Annotated in this window: 14 protein-coding genes and 1 pseudogene; 10 read left to right on the forward strand and 5 right to left on the reverse strand. The window is 41.0% G+C overall.

From position 1 onward, the window contains the following. The first annotated feature begins 76 nt into the window (after positions 1-76). Positions 77-5,638, forward strand: coding sequence for a translocation/assembly module TamB domain-containing protein (locus AC6IZ0_RS02795; protein ID WP_497724993.1), 5,562 nt, complete (start codon positions 77-79; stop codon positions 5,636-5,638). 155 nt (positions 5,639-5,793) lie between these two features. Here AC6IZ0_RS02795 and AC6IZ0_RS02800 read toward each other — a convergent pair. Beyond that, positions 5,794-6,872 (reverse strand): annotated as a pseudogene (locus tag AC6IZ0_RS02800) (aromatic ring-hydroxylating dioxygenase subunit alpha). 263 nt (positions 6,873-7,135) lie between these two features. Between AC6IZ0_RS02800 and AC6IZ0_RS02805 the strand changes: the two are divergent. Then, positions 7,136-7,546, forward strand: coding sequence for a heavy metal-responsive transcriptional regulator (locus tag AC6IZ0_RS02805; RefSeq protein WP_497724995.1), 411 nt, complete (start codon positions 7,136-7,138; stop codon positions 7,544-7,546). Between the two features lie 24 nt (positions 7,547-7,570). Here the strand turns inward: AC6IZ0_RS02805 and AC6IZ0_RS02810 are convergent, their stop codons facing one another. Both AC6IZ0_RS02810 and ftsH read right to left on the reverse strand, forming a co-directional pair. Further along, positions 7,571-8,269: a BON domain-containing protein gene (locus tag AC6IZ0_RS02810; RefSeq protein ID WP_271733515.1), complete on the reverse strand. Its 699-nt coding sequence runs from the start codon at positions 8,267-8,269 to the stop codon at positions 7,571-7,573. A 188-nt stretch (positions 8,270-8,457) separates the two neighbouring features. After that, positions 8,458-10,326, reverse strand: a complete 1,869-nt coding sequence (gene ftsH, locus AC6IZ0_RS02815; protein WP_497724996.1) for an ATP-dependent zinc metalloprotease FtsH — start codon at positions 10,324-10,326, stop codon at positions 8,458-8,460. Positions 10,327-10,688: 362 nt separating this feature from the next. Between ftsH and AC6IZ0_RS02820 the strand changes: the two genes are divergently transcribed. The 6 genes from AC6IZ0_RS02820 to AC6IZ0_RS02845 all read left to right on the forward strand — a co-directional run bounded on the left by AC6IZ0_RS02820 (position 10,689) and on the right by AC6IZ0_RS02845 (position 13,763). Next, positions 10,689-11,234 (forward strand): NADPH-dependent FMN reductase, encoded by a 546-nt coding sequence (locus tag AC6IZ0_RS02820; protein WP_497724997.1) that lies wholly within the window; start codon positions 10,689-10,691, stop codon positions 11,232-11,234. A gap of 209 nt (positions 11,235-11,443) precedes the next feature. Then, a complete protein-coding gene (locus AC6IZ0_RS02825; protein WP_497725983.1) occupies positions 11,444-11,617 on the forward strand; it encodes a DUF4007 family protein in 174 nt (57 codons plus the stop codon). 55 nt (positions 11,618-11,672) lie between these two features. Next, positions 11,673-12,290, forward strand: coding sequence for an HNH endonuclease domain-containing protein (locus AC6IZ0_RS02830; RefSeq protein ID WP_497724998.1), 618 nt, complete (start codon positions 11,673-11,675; stop codon positions 12,288-12,290). Continuing rightward, the gene (locus AC6IZ0_RS02835; RefSeq protein ID WP_497724999.1) at positions 12,290-12,610 is read left to right on the forward strand and encodes a hypothetical protein; all 321 of its coding nucleotides are present in this window, start codon (positions 12,290-12,292) and stop codon (positions 12,608-12,610) included. Before AC6IZ0_RS02830 ends, AC6IZ0_RS02835 begins: the two co-directional genes overlap by 1 nt. Continuing rightward, a complete protein-coding gene (locus tag AC6IZ0_RS02840) occupies positions 12,607-13,467 on the forward strand; it encodes a cysteine desulfurase family protein (protein WP_497725000.1) in 861 nt (286 codons plus the stop codon). Before AC6IZ0_RS02835 ends, AC6IZ0_RS02840 begins: the two co-directional genes overlap by 4 nt. Beyond that, complete coding sequence (locus tag AC6IZ0_RS02845) at positions 13,419-13,763, forward strand: hypothetical protein (protein WP_497725001.1); 345 nt, start codon at positions 13,419-13,421, stop codon at positions 13,761-13,763. The genes AC6IZ0_RS02840 and AC6IZ0_RS02845 overlap by 49 nt, the downstream gene beginning before the upstream one ends. Before the next feature lie 184 nt (positions 13,764-13,947). On the opposite strand, the gene AC6IZ0_RS02850 is transcribed toward AC6IZ0_RS02845, so the two are convergent. Continuing rightward, entirely contained in the window at positions 13,948-14,550 is a 603-nt protein-coding gene (locus tag AC6IZ0_RS02850) for a Uma2 family endonuclease (RefSeq protein ID WP_497725984.1), read from the reverse strand. Positions 14,551-14,913: 363 nt separating this feature from the next. Further along, positions 14,914-16,032, reverse strand: coding sequence for a ferrochelatase (locus tag AC6IZ0_RS02855; protein WP_497725002.1), 1,119 nt, complete (start codon positions 16,030-16,032; stop codon positions 14,914-14,916). A 376-nt stretch (positions 16,033-16,408) separates the two neighbouring features. Between AC6IZ0_RS02855 and AC6IZ0_RS02860 the strand changes: the two genes are divergently transcribed. Both AC6IZ0_RS02860 and AC6IZ0_RS02865 read left to right on the forward strand, forming a co-directional pair. After that, positions 16,409-16,978, forward strand: a complete 570-nt coding sequence (locus tag AC6IZ0_RS02860; protein WP_497725004.1) for a hypothetical protein — start codon at positions 16,409-16,411, stop codon at positions 16,976-16,978. A gap of 145 nt (positions 16,979-17,123) precedes the next feature. Then, positions 17,124-18,392, forward strand: coding sequence for an MFS transporter (locus AC6IZ0_RS02865; RefSeq protein WP_271733525.1), 1,269 nt, complete (start codon positions 17,124-17,126; stop codon positions 18,390-18,392). The last annotated feature ends 255 nt before the right edge of the window (positions 18,393-18,647 follow it).

Genomic DNA, 18,647 nt, shown 5'->3' on the forward strand with positions numbered 1-18,647 from the left:
TAAGAATTTATTTCATTAGTCACCGGGTACATCCAGCCAATGGCTAAGGCCATGCTCCCCTATCAGCAAAACCATAATGAGTAAATCTCCCCATCAAAATGATCATTCCCATTCATCCCCTCACAAGAAACGCCACAAGACTCACCCCAGGCGTTTGTGGTTGGGCGCTTGGAGTCGCGGTAGCATTGTCCTGAGCGGACTGTTGCTAGTGCCAATGACCTTGTTAACAGGGGGTGGTATATGGCGGTTGCAGCATTTCCTCCACAAAGAATTAACACCCTTAGCCGCAACCAGCATCACCAACACACTCAACCGTCCAGTCAACTTGGGAGAAGTTACAGGTTTTTCCTTGACAGGGTTACAATTTGGTGCATCTAGCATCCCTCCTACACCCACAGACCCAGACCAAGCTGTAGTGGATGCTGTGGAAGTGGGTTTTAACCCGTGGCAATTAATTTTTCAGCGTCAACTTCAGCTAGATGTCACCCTAGTTAACCCCAATATTTACATTGAACAAGATGATCAAGGGCGCTGGATTACTACTAAAATTTCGCCGCCTCGTCAAGCAGGTTTGATTAAAACTGATTTAGACAAACTCCGGTTTCGCAATGGCCAGTTGGTATTGAAACCCCAACCGGCAGATGATCAAGTCCAAGATCAGACTGAGAAATTTTCTATTACTCCTGTAGGATTTTCACAAATTAATGGCACTGCCCAACTCTTAGAAAAAAACCAACTGATTAAGTTTCAACTTAGGGGTGAAGCGGATAGTGGGGGGAGTGTTGCTATTCAAGGAGAGGTGATTCCCCAAACATTAGCATCTAAATTACAACTGCGATCGCAAGATTTATCTGCAGATCAAATTACCGACCTGATCAAATTACCTTTTGACTTACAAACAGGTAAAGTTAATGGCAACTTGCAGATTCAACTCACCCCAGACCAGCCCCAGCGTGGCATTCCAGGGAAGCTAGTGTTAGACGGCTCTGCCCACTTGCAAGGGGTAACAATGCAAATTCCCAAGACACCGCAACCTTTTCTCAATACCCAAGGGCTGATCCGCTTCCAAGGGAGGCAGATAAAACTAGATAATGTTGCTGGTAACTACAGCAAAATTCCTCTAGTAGCTACAGGAATCATTGACCTGGATACAGGCTTTAAATTAACAGGGCGTGTCAATACTGTCAGTGTGTCCCATGCTCAAGAAAGTCTCAACATCAAAGTGCCAGTAGATGTAAGGGGACAGTTACAAGCTGACTTGCAACTAGTTGGCCCCATAACTAAACCAGTCCTCTCAGGGTCAGTATCCACTGCCAAAACCGCCCTTGATAAAATAGATTTTAATTATATTACTACTAAATTTGAATTTATTCCACATAATAATTTAGTTAGCTTGAGAAATATTCAGGCAGAACCCGCAGTTGGTGGAAAAATAAAGGGATTTGGCGAAATTACATTAGGAACAACACCCCAATTAGATTTTAATTTTGCAGCTGAGAATATTTCCGGGGATGCGATTGCGCTTCGCGCTGCACCGGAGGTAATGGCACAACTTTATCAAACAATACTACCCTCCAAGAAAACATTATTTCTTGGTACTGTTTCCGCCACAGCCCAATTGAGTGGTGCTGCTGATAATTTGCAAACTCTAGTGAAATGGCGAGCCAATGAAGCCACCTATCCTGCGAGCGGTGAAACCATTCTCGCCCCAGATGGTACTGTCGTCTTTCGCAATGTACTCTTAAATGTGGCAGGTGGTATGGTGCGAGGTTCTGGTAATTTTGCCAATGGGCTTTGGCGAGGGGATATGCAAGCGGCCAGTGTCGGCTTGAAACCTTTTGTAGATGAAAATCAACTGCAAAATATCTCTTTGACCGGCGCAGCGTTTAATGGTCGTGTGATCCTCAAAGGCAGTGTAGAACCATTTCAAATTGCCACTATTCGCACCGAGGATGCCAGAATTAACATTGCTGGGGGCACAATTGCAGTTTCCGATGTCCAGTTGCAAAACCAAGAGTTTTCCGCTCAACTAGTTGCTAATGGTGTGAGACTAGCGGACATCTTCAAAGAATCTCCCCCGTCCTTGGATGGCTCCTTGGCGGGTAAGTTTCAAATAGTAGGTAACACAGAGAACTTTGCACTCAACACTTTACGTGGCACTGGTCAGGGGCGGCTGAGTCTCCCCGGTGCCACTATAACAGCTTCTAAGATTCAATTAGCTAATGGTTTATATCGAGCAAAACTGCAAACTACTAATCTGCCTTTGCAACAGTTGCTAGCAGTACCACCTCAATTCCAGGGAGAATTAACTGGTCAATTAAATGTAGCCGGGTCTGTTTATTCCTTTGGACTAGCAACCATTCAGGCACAGGGTGAAGGACAGTTAAATGTTGCAGGGGGTAAGATTAGGGCTGCTAATATCCAAGTAGCTAACGGTGGCTATCAGGTGCAATTTGATGCGGCTGGGGTGGAATTAAATCGGTTCAATGACCAGTTACGCGGTGATTTGGCTGGTAAGTTCGAGGTGTCCGGTATCTTGGGGTCTACAACTTTAGCTGATGTGCGCGGGTCGGGACAGGTGGAATTGTCTCGCGGTCTCCCTGCTATTGAAAGACCTTTGAGTGCGGCAGTAACTTGGACTGGTGAAAAGCTGGCTATTCAACAAGCTACTGCTACTGGGTTAAATATCAGTGGTGATATATTTACTAATGCTCAAATGCCTGGTATACCGAAAATTACTGAGTTAAATCTCCAAGTACAGGCGGAAAATTATCACCTAGAAGATTTACCCATGAGTCTGCCTAATCAATTGGCTGTGGCGGGAAATCTGGATTTTCAAGGACAAATCACTGGGAATTTACCTTTACCTAATGTGACAGGAAAGGTGGGTTTACGAGATTTGGTTGTACAAAATGTCGCTTTTGAACCTTTGTTAACTGGAAATATTCAGTCAGCTAGGGGTGGAGGTTTGAGTTTAGATTTGACGGGAAATAGAGATAGGATTGCCTTAAGCTTAGATGCTCAAAATCGCCCCCAACGGTTTTTAGTTAAGCGGGAACAGTCCTTAGCTACAGGTGAAGCACAAGGAGATGATTTGGCTGTTAAGGTGGCTAACTTTCCTTTAGACATTTTAAATTTGAGACCATCGCCAAATCTGCGCCTAGGTCCTGGTACGGTGAGGGGGGTGTTGACTGGGGATTTACTTCTGAATCAACAGACTTTGACAGCTAGAGGGAATTTAGCAGTGGTATCTCCACAAGTTGGCTGGATTAAGGGCGATCGACTAGGGTTGGAATTCCGCTATAGTGATGGTGAGGCTACAGTGATCAGCAGCGAACTGGTCAAAGGCCAGAGTCGTTATGCTATGCAGGGCAATTTTGCTCAAACTCCCCAAGGTCCCCAACTCCAAGGTAAGTTGAATGTCACCCAGGGTGATATTCAAGATGTGCTCACGGTAGCGAAAATATTGGAATTACCAGATTTACAAGGGGGTGCTGTTATCCCCTCTACCTATGGTACGGCTAGAGATTTGACAACTCAACACAGGGGATTAAGTCAAACGACTCCTTTATTAAACCAACTGGAACACTTTGATAAAATCGATTCCGAGTTGACAGCACAAGCTGAAGAACGCCTCAAATCTAGTCCTATACCAGATTTGGCTGATTTAAAAGGAATTTTTGAGGGGGAGATGGCTTTAGATACTACCAACCCCGGGGGTTTATCAGTAGAATTTAATTTGAAGGGTGAAAATTTTACCTGGGGTAAAAAAGCAACCAGTCGTTTTTATAGTTTTGACAACATCATTGCCCAAGGTAATTTCCAAAATGGTATTTTGCAATTAAGACCATTACGAATTTCTGTAGACAATAGCCTTTTGTCTTTTACAGGTAATATTGGCGGTGATGATCAATCAGGTCAATTACGGGTAAGGAATTTTCCGGTACAGTTAGTAAATAATTTCCTCAAGCTCCCAATAATTGGTGTTTCAGGTAATCTCAATGGTAGTGCTGCGTTAGCCGGGAGCATTGCTAATCCGCAAACCAAAGGGGATTTGGAAGTTACAGAAGGAACATTAAATGGGGTTTCGGTGGAGTCAGCTAGAGCCAGTTTCAGTTATGCTGATGGACGCTTCAACTTTGGCAGCACTGTTTCTATTGTGGAAAGCCAGCCAATTAATATTACTGCCAGTATCCCCTATCAGTTACCTTTTGCCTCAGTCTTACCAGATAACAATCAAATTAGTCTGGATGTTCAGGTGAGAAATGAGGGATTAGCAATATTAAACCTGTTGACTAATCAGGCGGTGTTTGAAGGGGGCGAGGGAGACGTAGATATTGCAGTGCGCGGTACTCTTGAAAAGCCAATAGTAAATGGTATTGCTTCGGTAAAGAATGCTACTTTTGCCTCTGATTTACTACCGGAAAAAGTCAAAGGTGTTACCGGAAAAGTACTGTTTGATTTTGACCGCATTTTAGTAGAAAACCTCGAAGGTCAGTTCAGCCGAGGTAAAGTCGTAGCATCCGGAGAAATTCCCATTTTCAACAATGCACAACCGAATTTGGAGAATCCCCTGACTGTTAATATTGGTGAGTTAGTTTTGAATCTGGATGGCTTGTACCAAGGAGGTGCTAGTGGCAATTTACAGATTACTGGTTCGGCTCTCAACCCGGAAATTGGCGGTCAAGTGAATCTATTCAACGGTGAGGTTTTATTAGCTGCTGCTAACCCACCAGATGCTAAAAATAGTAAAGCTGCAAAAGCTTCTACCCGGAAATGGTCATCCTCTCTCCAAGAACCTACTCTCAGTCCAGGGGTTATATTTAATAATTTAGCTCTGGAACTCGGTAAAAATGTCGCAATTATTAATCCACCTCTTCTGAGCTTTACGGCTTCAGGTGACTTAACGGTGAACGGTTCCTTTACTAAACCAATACCCGATGGGACTATTAGGTTAGAAGAAGGTCAGGTGAATTTGTTTACTACACAGTTTAACCTGGCTCGTGGTTACCAACATACAGCCACCTTTAGAGGTAGTCAACCCCTTGACCCAGAATTAGATGTGAGGTTAGTCACTAAGGTACTAGACCTAGTTCAGAGTAGTGATTTCACACGCCCTAATGGTTTGGGGTTAGCAGCTTTAGAGAGTGTTCAAGTTGAGGCCAATGTCCAAGGTTTTGCCAGTCAATTAAATGAAGTCCTGGAACTGACAAGCAGCCCATCGCGATCGCAAACTGAAATTGTCGCTTTGTTGGGGGGTGGGTCGATCAGTGGTCAGGGAGGTAGAGATACTACTTTAGGCCTGATTAATATTGCCGGATCTGCGGTATTTAGCAATTTGCAGTCAGCTTTTAACGAGCTTGGTAGTGCTTTTGGCTTAAGTGAACTGCGTATATTTCCGACTATTCTTTCTCAGAATCCCGAAGCCGGAAGAAACAATTCTACCTTGGAATTGGCAGCAGAGGCTGGTATTGACATTTCTCCTAAGGTTTCTGTTTCCAATATTAAAATTTTGACCGCCAAAGATCCTTCACAGTGGGGTATAAACTATCGAATTAGTAACCAATTTCGTCTACGTGCTTCCACTAATTTAGAGGATGACAGTCGTGCTGTAGTGGAGTTTCAAACGCGATTTTGAACTGACTCCAAGGGGAAAAAAAGAAAAAATTGTGAAAAATTTAGTGTTAATTTATACGATTTCTCCTGGGGATAGTTGTTATACTCATATTTAGGTTCTACCTGGGAATTATTGAAGTGGCTCTGCCACTTCATTTTTATAGAAATTTGCCTATACTAATCATTAGATTTGCTATCGCGCCACGTTGCAGGGGGTTCTCTGATCTCACGGTGCGATCGCGCTAATTGCCAAGTCTTTAACATCAGGGGTTTTTGTTGTTCCAGATGGTTAACAAATTGTATAATTGAATGGTCTGCTTTGATGGGAGTTTTCAAATCAAAATTAATGGTTTGAAAAATTTTTAGATAATCTTTAATCCAATATCTAGCTGCAATTTTAGTCAGCCACAGCAAGACGCGATTATATAACCAACCGGAAATATCCCCACGTTTCTGACTAATCAGTATAACTTTACCTTCAGATTTGCTCCCTTCCAAGAGGCGTAGAGCCACCATAATGTGAACTTGGAATAAATTCGTCCGCACTGTCACAATGTTAGTGCTACCATACCAATAGCAGATATTCTGGACAATATTTTTACACAAAGGACGAATCAGCCGGAATAAAATTGAACTTTTAGCGATAGATATTGTATTGCTGAAGATAATAGCATTTTGATTAATTTCTTGGTTGTCAAAATTAATTTTTGATGCTAGTTTGTGAACTGTATTAAAATGTTGGGCATCAATAGGATTAATCATCACCGCGTTAGGGTGAGAGTTAACCAAGAAATCATTACCAAAAGCCACATCACATTCCTTGTTTTCTAACTCTGGAACAAAGGGTAAAGGTTGTTTGGGTATGTCTCCAGTCCAAACCCAAATCATGCCATATTTCTCAGCGGTTGGCCAGTTTTTAACCTGACGGCAATAGGCTGATCTAAACAGGGAATATTAACACAGAATCCTTGTTCATCAAACTGCCAATGATGGAAAAAACAGCGCAGTTCATTACCCTCAACCTTCCCTTGAGCCAGGTGAGCGCCCATGTGGGGACAGTAAGCATCAACGATTACTGCTCTTTTATCTTTACCACGGTAAATCGCCAATTCTCTACCCAAAACTTTGACAGGCTTTACCTCTTTGACCCGCAGTTTTTTTGATGGTATCACCCAGTACCATCCCTCAACAAAACGTTCAGGATGATTAAAAATTCTCGGTTTATGGGTTGAAATCAGGTTCTGCTTAACATTCATGTTCTAGTTTCGCTTGAAGTGAAGCGGTTAATCTAGAAATAACATGAGCATCTGGGAAAAACGGTTAATTTCAGTACCGAGAAACATAGTTGTACCAGTAAATTAATCAAGATAAGTCTTCTGTTGATATCACATTGAAGCGAGGGAATAAAATTGTTATTTTTTTGTTAATTAAATATAAAATAATTACTAGATAGATACCCGAATCTTGTACCTAGTCCTGAAGGATGTTATAGTTAGCAGGAGAATGGGTAAACTCTACCGTGTTACATCAGGATAAAAAACTGTTTTTAATTGGTCAGGTAACAAGTCTGAGTGGAATTGCCATCAGAACAATTCGCTATTACGAAAGTTTAGGCTTAATCAAATCATCAGGACGCACAGAGGGAGGTTTTCGCCAATTTTCCCTAGATGTGCTCAACCGGTTAGCTTTCATTAAAAGAGCCCAAAGTTTAGGTCTAAGTCTGGAAGAAATTGGCGATATTCTAGCTGTTTATGACCAAGGAGAACCCCCCTGTGGCGAAATTCAAGAAAAGTTAGTAGAAAAACTGTCCCGGATTGATAGCCAAATTGCTCAGTTATTGACTTTACGTGGACAAATTGGGGAGTTACTGGCTGGATGGCACCATAAACCAGATCAGCAAGAGGATAAAATTTGCCCAATTATCCAATAACAGTATGGGAAGTAGATGTACAGGTTAATCTTCACCCAAAAATTCTTGATCTTCTAGGTAACGAATAGCCAAACCATCAACCACCTTCACTACTCCTTTAGTATAGGTAGCTGCGTTGTGTGCTGCTCTCCACGCTCCCCAATTGGGAACAAAGCCGGTGAGGGTAACTCTACCATTTTCGACTACGACATTGACATCTTCAGCTTCAACAAAGGTGTTGCGTTCTAAAGCATTCTCAATAGTTCTGGCAATTTCTTCATCTTCTGGTCTCTTAGTGGGGACAACAGCTAGTTCATTGATAATATCAATTACTCCGGTAATGGCGTATGCTATGTCTTGCGCCTGAAATTTTTTCCAATAAGCGTCTACTGTCCCCCGCAAAGTTAGTAACCCACCGATAACGCTCACATCAATTTTGTTAGCATCAATATCTGGATCCCAACTAAGAGCGTTGGCTACATTGGATGCGATTTCTTCATCTATGGGAACAGGAATTGTACTAGGATACTGCACTTGTAAATGATTAATTACCTCCGATATTCCCGGTATTTCTTTTGTATCTTGTTCTGCTATGCTTTTGGCTCGATAACTAGGTACTGTTCCCCGTAGGGTGACTTTGGTATGATCAACAGTTACACCGACATCTGCCGCATTTACACGGTCGTCCCAATGCAGTTTTTCTACAACTTTAGCTTGGAGTTCTTCATCTATGGCTATAGTCATAATTACACCCCTTTAATTGCTGTTTTCTCAGCGCAGCAACCTTAACTGACTCTAATATTAATTAGATTTGCTTTTCCTCTCTCCTGGGAGATGTATTGAAAATTTTGATTTATATACCTAGGTAGGATGCGGAATTTATGGGGGGGGTGAAACAATATTCAGCCCGCGTGGGCGAGCTGAATGTGTACTTAGTAAGATACAACTAGTGTTTCATCGGTGACTTTGGTATATTGGGTGACGATTTCTCGGAAGAATTGACCCTCAATAGTTTCCTGGTCTAACAATAAATCAACTAAATATTCCAAAACTTCGCGGTGATCTTGTAATAGTTGTTTTGCTTGTAGGTAGGAACTGTTGACAATTTCCCGGACTTGAGAATCAATTTTGGCGGCAATTTTTTCAGAATACTCTGATTTACTCATCCAGTCGCGCCCCAAGAAGACTTCACTGCTTTGATTTTCTAAGGACAATAATCCTAAATCAGACATCCCAAACCGTGTTACCATTTGTCTGGCCATTGTTGTAACTTGTTGCAAATCATTACTTGCACCTGTTGTTACTTCTGGCTGACCGAAAACAATTTCTTCGGCTGCGCCACCCCCCAATGTAGCGGTAATTTTGGCTTTGATTTGAGAGCGGGAAATTAACCCCTGTTCTTCGTTGGGTGTAAACCAAGTTAGTCCTAGTGCTTGACCCCGGGGAATGAGTGTGACTTTCTGGACTGGGTCATGGTCTTTAAGTAGTGTGCCGATTAGGGCGTGTCCCACTTCATGGTAGGCTATGAGGCGCTTGTTTTTGCTATCGACTAAGGCCGTACCTTCCATACCTGCTACGACTCTATCTATGGCATTATCTATTTCTAGAATGGTAATCGCTTCTTTGCGTCTTCTAGCAGTGAGAATGGCTGCTTCATTGAGTAAGTTGGCTAAATCTGCACCAGTAAAACCAGGAGTTCGCCGCGCGATCGCATCTAAGGATACACTAGAGTCAATCTTTTTATTGCGTGAGTGGACTTGCAAAATTTCCGCACGTCCTTTGAGGTCTGGAGCGTCAACCATCACTTGTCGGTCAAAGCGTCCGGGTCTGAGCAATGCTGCATCTAAGACATCAGGGCGGTTAGTCGCAGCAATAATAATAATACCTGTGTTACCTTCAAAACCATCCATTTCGGTGAGCAGTTGGTTGAGAGTTTGTTCCCTCTCGTCGTTACCGCCACCGATACCTGTCCCCCGCTGTCGTCCCACTGCATCGATTTCATCGATAAATATTAAGCAGGGGGCGTTTTCCTTAGCTTTTTTAAATAAGTCCCGGACGCGGGACGCACCTACCCCCACAAACATCTCTACAAATTCTGACCCGGAAATACTAAAGAAAGGTACACTAGCTTCCCCGGCGATCGCTTTTGCTAGCAAAGTTTTACCAGTACCCGGAGGGCCGACTAATAAAACTCCTTTGGGAATGCGCGCACCTACAGCAGTAAATCTTTCTGGTTGCTTGAGGAAGGTCACCACTTCTGCTAGTTCTTCCTTGGCTTCTTCCACCCCAGCCACATCATCAAACTTGACACCAGTTTTTGCTTCCATTTGAAAGCGAGCGCGAGACTTGCCAAAATTCATGGCTTGATTAGAAGCATTGGCGGAGCGTCGGAGGAATAATAACATTAAAGCCACCAGTGGTAAAATCCACATGAGGTTAATTAACAGTCCCACAGCTAACCTGCTGTTAGCAGAGGAAACCTGACCAAAATCTACGTCTTGTTCTATGAGTGTGTTAATTAACTCAGTGTTTTTTGCTAACAGCCTGACTCTTATTGGTGGTGCATCAGGAGCTTGTCCCTTGAGATAAACCTTGGCTATCTGTTCGGTTTCGTCCAGCTCTACTTTTTTTACTTCCCCTTGTTTAGACTTATTAATTAACTGACCATAAGTCAGGGAGTCGCCCTCGGCTTTTTGCCCCCAGGCGGGAGTACCCATAAAAATACCTGGTAACATCAGTAAACTGGCGACTAAGGCAGCTGTACGCTGTTTTCTCAATGACTTTTTCCCGACATTTTCCATAATAATTACCCTTTGTCTAGTGGCATTAGCTGCGCCCTGAATTTATGCCTATGTTTTCGGCAAAAATTACTCTAACCAGAAATTATTATTTTATTATCTAGTCTAACTTCTAGACTAAGCTTAACCCACTAACTCTAGTTTCTTTGCCCGGGTATGGAATATTTGCCCATAATTCCCCGCCTAGCAGCCCAGACAGATGGGTATTAATTCCTCAGATATACTCCTATGGTGGTTCAGGCCGATTCTGTGGCATTTGACGAGAGAAATATAAATATGTAATATATAAAATAAACATAATCGTAATGACTCCGCCTTTACTATATGGTGGTGTTATATTAATATCTTGACTTTATGGGTGAATTATGGTAAGTATAGTTGGTATTGGTGGTAGTTTAAGACCTGATTCCTACACCCAGAAGGCTTTACAAGTAGCAGCACAACGGGCAGAAGCCTTGGGCGCTGAGGTGGAAGTTTTAGATTTGCGCCAGTTAAATTTACCATTTTGTCATGGGGGAAAAGATTATTCCCAATATCCCGACGTGCAAAGGTTACGTGATACTGTAACTGGGGCTGATGGCTTGATTTTAGCCACACCGGAATATCATGGCGGTCTGAGTGGTGTTTTAAAAAATACTCTGGATTTGATGAGTTTTGATGAACTCTCTGGTAAAGTGACCGGGATGATTAGCGTCTTGGGAGGTCAGGCTAATAGCAATGCACTTAATGACCTACGCTTGATTATCCGAGGGGTACATGGCTGGGTGATACCAGAACAAATTGCTATTGGCAAAGCCTGGGGTGCTTTTAGTCCCGAAGGTAAGCTATTAGATGAAAAGCTCTCGGAAAGATTTGACCAATTTGCCCAGAGTTTAGTTGATAATACTCGTAAGTTACGAGGAGTTGATTAGATATCGTCAACACCGAGAGGCTCAGATCCCCGATTTCTTTGAGAAGTCGGGGGTTTTTATATTATTTGGGTTCGTGATTTTCACTGAATTTAAGCAAATATCTAGAAAATTAGCTATTTAATAGCATTTAAATTTAAATAAACTTTTTACTAAATAAATTAAATGAACTTGGTTTAATTCGTACTTTTGGTAAAAATTATCAGTTTAAAATTGGTAATAAAACAAATTTACCAGCAGAAATTATAGTTGCTGCTTGTTTGGAGTATGCGAGTCGGGTAAATTACGGCGGCAATACCATTAATATTTCTAGTTTACTTTATAATGAAGGTAGTCCAGGTATGGCTTTTAAACTGACAAAAAACGTGAGGATTAAAAGATTATGATGTTAACCCAGCTATTATTAATTTAGCTAAGAATCAATTTGATATAAAAAAGCCTTTGTATTGCTTTAACGCTGAAGACCAGCAAGATTGTAACGCCATTATTTTACATCCAGATTGGGTAGAATATTTAGAAGAAAATTACACAATAGTTAGGGGTTGGGTATCTTGGGAATGGTTAAATTATATGCAGCAACAAAACCCTAGTATTCCCAATGTGGTTAATAAATTATTTATGCCACAACAAAGAGATTCTTTAGCAAATCAAACTAAATATTGGAAAACTATTTTAGATCATCAGGATATTAAATGTATTTATTCTCAAGTTCAATTAAATAAGGATGAAATCTCATTAGATCATTATTTGCCTTGGTCATTTGTTGCTCATGATCAACTATGGAATTTAATTCCAACTACAAAATCTGTTAATTCTTCTAAATCTAATAATATACCATCTGAAAAATATTTTTCTAATTTTGTTAAGTTGCAATATTTAGGCTTAGATATTTATCATCAAAAAGTTTCTCAGAGTAAATGGTTAAATGATGTTGAATCTTTTGTTGCAGAATTGAAAGTTAATCAAGCCAATGATTTATTAAATTTGGAAATTCTAACTAATGCTTACGAAAAAAACTATCCAACCATTAAGTTCTTTAGCAACTATTCAGGGTTTTAGTGCTAATTGGGTTTACGCTGAGAAATAATGAACCGACTCTAGTAATTTGGTTTGCATATAGTGAAGAACTTTGTCAACAAGCGGTTACAGAATTTCAAAAAGCATGGGACTGTATAGGCGATCGCACCATCTCAACTTACCGCTTCTTGGGTAGCCATGATTTAGATTTAGAACAGGCTGAAGATGATTTAATAGTAGCAGGATTAGCCAAAGTATACAACAACGCCGCTCAAAAGAGTATTGGCTTTATTTCAAAAAAAACTCTGCGTACCTCCGCGTTACCTTTGCGTACCTTTGCGTTTAAAATCCTCAAAAAATGACTACACAAGAAAAGATAATTTACCTTGATTATCATGCAACTACTCCCGTTGATTTGAGAGTAGCCGAAAAAGTCATGTATTATATGACTAATGCCTTTGGTAATGCTAATAGTGTAGATCATATATATGGAGATGAAGCAGCACAAGTTGTTAAACAAACCCGTCAACAAATAGCCGAATTAATCAATGCTTCCCCCAAGGAGATTATTTTTACTTCTGGTGCAACAGAAAGCATTAATTTAGCCATTCAAGGATATGTTTCCCAACAAAATCACCCATGCAAAATCATTGTTTCCCCTGTGGAACACAAGGCGGTTTTAGATACTTGTGCTGCATTAGGTAAAAAAAAGTTAGTTGAAATAGTTTGGTTAAAAGTCAATCAACAAGCTCAAATTGATTTAGAACATCTGGAAAAAGTCTGCGCTGATGGTGCTTCACTACTCTGTGTGATGGCTGCTAATAATGAAGTGGGTACAATTTATCCTACTGCAAAAATTGGGGCGATCGCATCTTCCTACAATATTCCTTTTCTCTGTGATGCTTCCCAAGCAGTGGGTAAAATTCCCATCAACTTTCAAGACTGGGGTATTACCTATCTAGCGATTTCTGGACACAAACTTTATGCGCCCAAAGGAGTTGGTGCATTAGTCGTCAAAAAAGGTGAACACCTGCAACCTATTATATATGGTGGTGGACATCAACAAGGAATCAGATCAGGTACGCTCAACGTCCCCGGAATCGTTGGTTTAGGTGAAGCTTGTCACTGGAGACGCTTGGAGATGGAAAAAGATTTATTGCGATCGCACTTTTGCGAAACCAACTCCAAAACTTGCTACAATCACAAATATCTGATTTAGTAATTAACGGAGACTTAAACCACCGTTTATCAGGTAACTTACATATTTCTATCCCGAATATTCCTAATAGTGCGATTATTGCGAGAGTTAGCCATCAATTAGCCATTTCTACAGGTGCGGTTTGTTCATCGGGTGTTGTTGCACCATCTCACGTTTTACAAGCGATGAATTTTGCAGAAAATCTGATTGAAGGAGCGTTAAGAATTGGTATTGGTAAATTTACCACCAAAGCCGAAATAGAAAAAACATCCTCTCTGATTATCAACGCAGTCAATAAAATTCAGCAACTTCTTTAAACTCTCTCTCAAAAATCAGTTCAGTATCTTCAAGCAGCATCTCAATTACTTCACGTAAATTTTGCTGTAATTCATCCAAAGTTTCACCTTGAGAATGCGCCCCAGGAAATCCATGTACATAACCGACATAAAGATTTTTCTGTGAATCTCTCTAAATTATTGCCGTGAAAGTCTTCATGTAATTTTAACTCCAAACCTCAGTTAAATCCAACACAAATCCAGGTAAAACATCTTCCCCTGATAAACTAACAGGATGATCTAAAACTTCCACATTTTTACCACGACGATAAATTTCCACTCGTTGATTTTTGCGGTCAATCAACCAACCCAAACCAGCACCATTTTCTATATATTCTCTCATCTTAGCTTGCAACTTTTCTAGAGAGTCAGTTTTAGAACGTAATTCCAGCACAAAATCAGGACAAATTGGCGCAAAAGTTTCTTGCTGTTCTAAAGTCAGATCATCCCATCTTTGTTTATCTACCCAAGCTGCATCAGGAGAGCGATTAGCACCATTGGGAAGACGAAAACCTGTGGAAGAATCAAAAACTTTACCCAGTTTATTTTGACGGTTCCACAGCCAAAGCTGCCCTTCTATATCTAGGTTTTTGTTGCCAGTATCACTGCCGGTAGGTGGCATAATAATTAACTCCCCCGTAGCAGTTCTTTCTAATTGTAAATCTCGGTTAGCGAGTGCCAAATCAACGAATTGCTCATAAGAAACTTGAAGTGTGAGTGTATTTGGGATATTGACAGCAATGGACGGGGTTAAGTTAGGTTGTGTCATCATTCCATCCTGAAACTGTTGCTTACGAAGACGGTTGCATTCAAATTTTCTAGTTACCTTCAGAATAACAACGAAACTTGAGCTATGGGTTCAGGTATCTGGAAAACCTCTCTTCCGCAAGGAACTACGGTGTACACACAAATGATTGAATTACTCCATTTATGTAGGGTGTGTTGTCGCGTAGCGCAACGTACTGGACTGACAAGCTTAAAAAAGTTCATTAGAAGTAGGTTGGGTTAAGCGCAGCGCAACCCAACCTACTTCTAATGATGTTGGGTTTCCCAAAACCTCAACCCAACCTACAATTTTTTACTTGTGTGTATATCGTAGCTTGCACAGGAGGGGGGGATTAAGTTTCCCAGTCTAATGATGATGATGATGATGGTGACTTCCCGCCAACTGGGGATTAACCGCCATAGCTTCCTGATTCATTAACTCAGCAATATGATCATTCGCCCATTCCGCCGCCATTGCCAAAAACTCTGGATTATCGTTAACACAAGCCATCTGCACATAACTCACATTAGCATACTTTTTCGCCAATGCGTGAATAATGTGATGTACATCTAAGAGAGTCTCATGGTTTTCTGTGGCAAAACCAATAGGCATAAAGATAACTGCTTTTGCGCCCAATTGAATCAAATTACTAGCAGCTTGCTCCGCATTAGGTAAAGTCCATTCAATTAAAGGCGTATCGTGGTTTAGCCAACCCACAGAAATCAAAGGATAACGGTTAATTAACTTATCCCGCACTAAATCATATAGGGCTTGACTTTCAGTAATTCCAGAAGTGAACCCTTTAGCCTTGTGGGGACAGCCATGATTCATTAACACTATACCAATTTGAGAAGGTAAATAAGCTGTACCCAAGTCAGAGGAAATCTTTTCCTCAACCAGTTTAGCCATCAAATCAATATAGTCCGCTTCATTATAAAATGAGGGGATGTAGCGCAGTCCTTTCACCCAGTGTTCTTCTGACTGAGCAACAGTGGACAAAGCATTGTTAACCTGCTCAACTGCAATACCACTAGTAAAGATGGAATCAACAACTAATAAAGGGTAAATGAGGAGTTTCTCAAAACCTTGATTGTGAATTTCTGCTAAAACTTGGTGAGGTAAGAAGGGGGCGCAAAAGTTAAAAGCCTTGAAAACTTGGATACTATCCCCCCACTTAGCCTGCAAATTCTTTTCAATTCCAGCCCGTTGCTGTTCAAAAATGGCATTGTGTGGGGAAATAAAATCATGGTGGGTGTGTCCCCACTCGTGGCCGTCAAATAAGGCCAATAGCTTTGCTAAGGGCGGATAAATCCAGGTTGGTACTGGTGCAAATTTTGCAGTTAGTAGATTTAAGGCTTGTTCGTTATAGTTAGCAAAATCTTCATAGCTTTCTACCTCACCGTAGCCCATAAGTAAGACGGCTACCCGGTCTTTTCTTGGTAATTCCTCGTGAGTGTGTTGCTGTTTTTCTGGTGTGGCCACCATAATCAGTTCCTCAATATAAATCTATATAAACTCGGTTTGAGAGCCATTCACTTAGGGAATAACTCTATTGATCCGCTAATTAGTAGTTTATTATCCCATCCAGGGGGATAGGTTGATCATGGAGTTAACAATAATATATCAAAAGGCATATAAGGGTTATTACTATTTACTGAGTAGTAAAAATAGTTGTTTGATCAAGCTGGATTCCACATGAGAATTTAGTTTAGAGGGCTGTTTTCAGATATCATCAAGGTAACATCAACTAACTTAGTAAATTCATGTGGGGAGTTGTCTAGTTGCTGTTACTTAGTCAAGAGTGTGATAAAGTACAAAAATCTATGAGAAATCATGGACAGCCAATTATGACTGAAGAGAAATGAGTATAATTATTTGCCCTGGAATCCATGAGCCGGGATTGACAGAAAACTTTATATCAGAATGCTTGTTTTCAGCCCCTGATAGCTGCAAACCACAAAACAGCGGTAAAATCCTGGTTTTTCCCGGTGATGGGTTATTAGTTTTATCATCAGTTCACATTCTGCAATTTTTAGGCGATCGCTTACGGAATGATTTAAAATCACCAGTAACATTCATTAGCTTTAGTGCCGGTGTGGTGGGAGCCATAGGGGCGGCCTGTTCCTGGCAATTGTTAGGTGGTAATATTAAGGCCTTTATTGCTATAGATGGCTGGGGAGTCCCACTATGGGGTAACTTTCCGATACATCGCATGAGTCATGATTATTTTACCCATTGGAGTTCTTCATTATCGGGTGGTAGACATGATAACTTTTACGCAGATCCAGCAGTAAACCATTTATCGATGTGGCGCGCGCCTCAAACAGTAAAAGGTTGGTGGATACATTCATCTGTAAAAGCCTCTCAACCCCCAGTTCCCCTGACTCCAGCGGAATTTTTACATTTACTAATCAAACGCTATGAACAATAGAATCAATCAACATGAGTGAAAACTAAACAACTCAAAATTGAAAATTCCCAAATAATAAATATCAACACCAGGAAATGAGGAGAAGCAAAGAAAATATAGCTTATTCCCCCATCTCAGTTCCAGTAGTAAATTCCCAGTATTTATAATGTTTCCCACTGAACCAGCTGCTGTCAATAACGGATTTAGCGCCCTGCTAAAAAATCGTGGTTTTATGCTCCTGTGGATTGGGCAGCTGTTCTCCCAGTTAGGAGATAAAATATTTTTTGTGTTAATGGTGGCGCTGCTGGAGAATTACCAACCGCCGACCGGGTTAGCCCAAAACTCCATGTACTCAATTTTGATGCTAGCCTTTACATTACCGGCGATTTTGTTCGGTTCTGCGGGTGGTATCTTTGTTGACCGCTTCTCTAAAAAGCTGGTTTTAACCGTCTCTAATTATATTCAAACTGTATTAATGCTATTCATTGCATTTTTACCAAGAGACTTTTTCATGTTATTGTTGCTGACTTTTGGTGTTTCCACCTTAGCCCAATTTTTCACTCCCGCTCAACAAGCTGCTATCCCGGTTTTAGTGCGAAGAGAGAATTTTATGGCGGCCAATGCGGTGTACAGCACCACCATGATGGGATCTTTAATTGTGGGTTTTGCTATTGGAGAGCCAATATTAACTTTAGCCAAAGATTGGTTAGGAGCCAGGTATGGTCAAGAAATTGTCGTCGGTGTACTATACCTATTATCAGGATTAGCCGTACAGCTGATTAACTTCGGAGCCGAAAGCAGATTATCGGGTAATGAAAGCACCAGTGTAATTAATCCTTGGGCTGACTTCAAAGCAGGTTTAGGCTATCTCACAAAAAATCCTTTAATATTAAACGCCATGCTGCAACTCACAACTTTATATTGTGTCTTTGCCGCATTAATGGTATTAACCATTAGATTAGCCGCCGACTTTGGTTTAAAGGATAAACAATTTGGCTTTTTCTTAGCTGCTGCGGGTGTAGGTATGGTATTTGGTGCAGCAATTTTAGGTCATTGGGGCGATAAATTGCATCACAAACCCTTACCCCTAATGGGATTTTTAATGATGTCCCTGGTTTTAGGGGTGTTCACTTTCACCCATAATCTCATTCTCGCTCTAGGACTAAGTGCCTTTTTGGGTGTAGGTGCTGCATTAATTGGCGTACCGATGCAAACTTTAATTCAACAGCGCACACCACCCCCCATGCACGGAAAAGTATTTGGCTTTCAAAATCATATCGTTAATATTGCCTTATCTGCACCCCTGGCAATTACTGGCCCTTTAACAGATATGCTCGGCTTAAGAATTGTTTTGGTGGCAATGAGTATTATAGTTGCAGGTGTTGGTATTTGGGCATGGAAAAACACCCGCGGAGTGCTACAAGATGTAATTTAACGTGAGTTTGAGGGATAAGAAAGCGCAAAAAGCTGGCTATATATGAATTTGCTTAACTTTTATCTGCCTAAAAAACCTGCCATTGATATCTACCCAAAAGATTTACCTGCTGTACCTCATACCATTTTTTAGTTCCATCGAACTCACGTCACGTTAATTGAACCCACCCAAAAAATTACCCACCGTCAACGGTCAAGGGTCAACAAATAGGCGATCGCCAAAATGATAAATAAATCAACCAATAAATTTAGCCGC

The organism is Anabaenopsis sp. NIES-4685 (genome assembly GCF_059725405.1).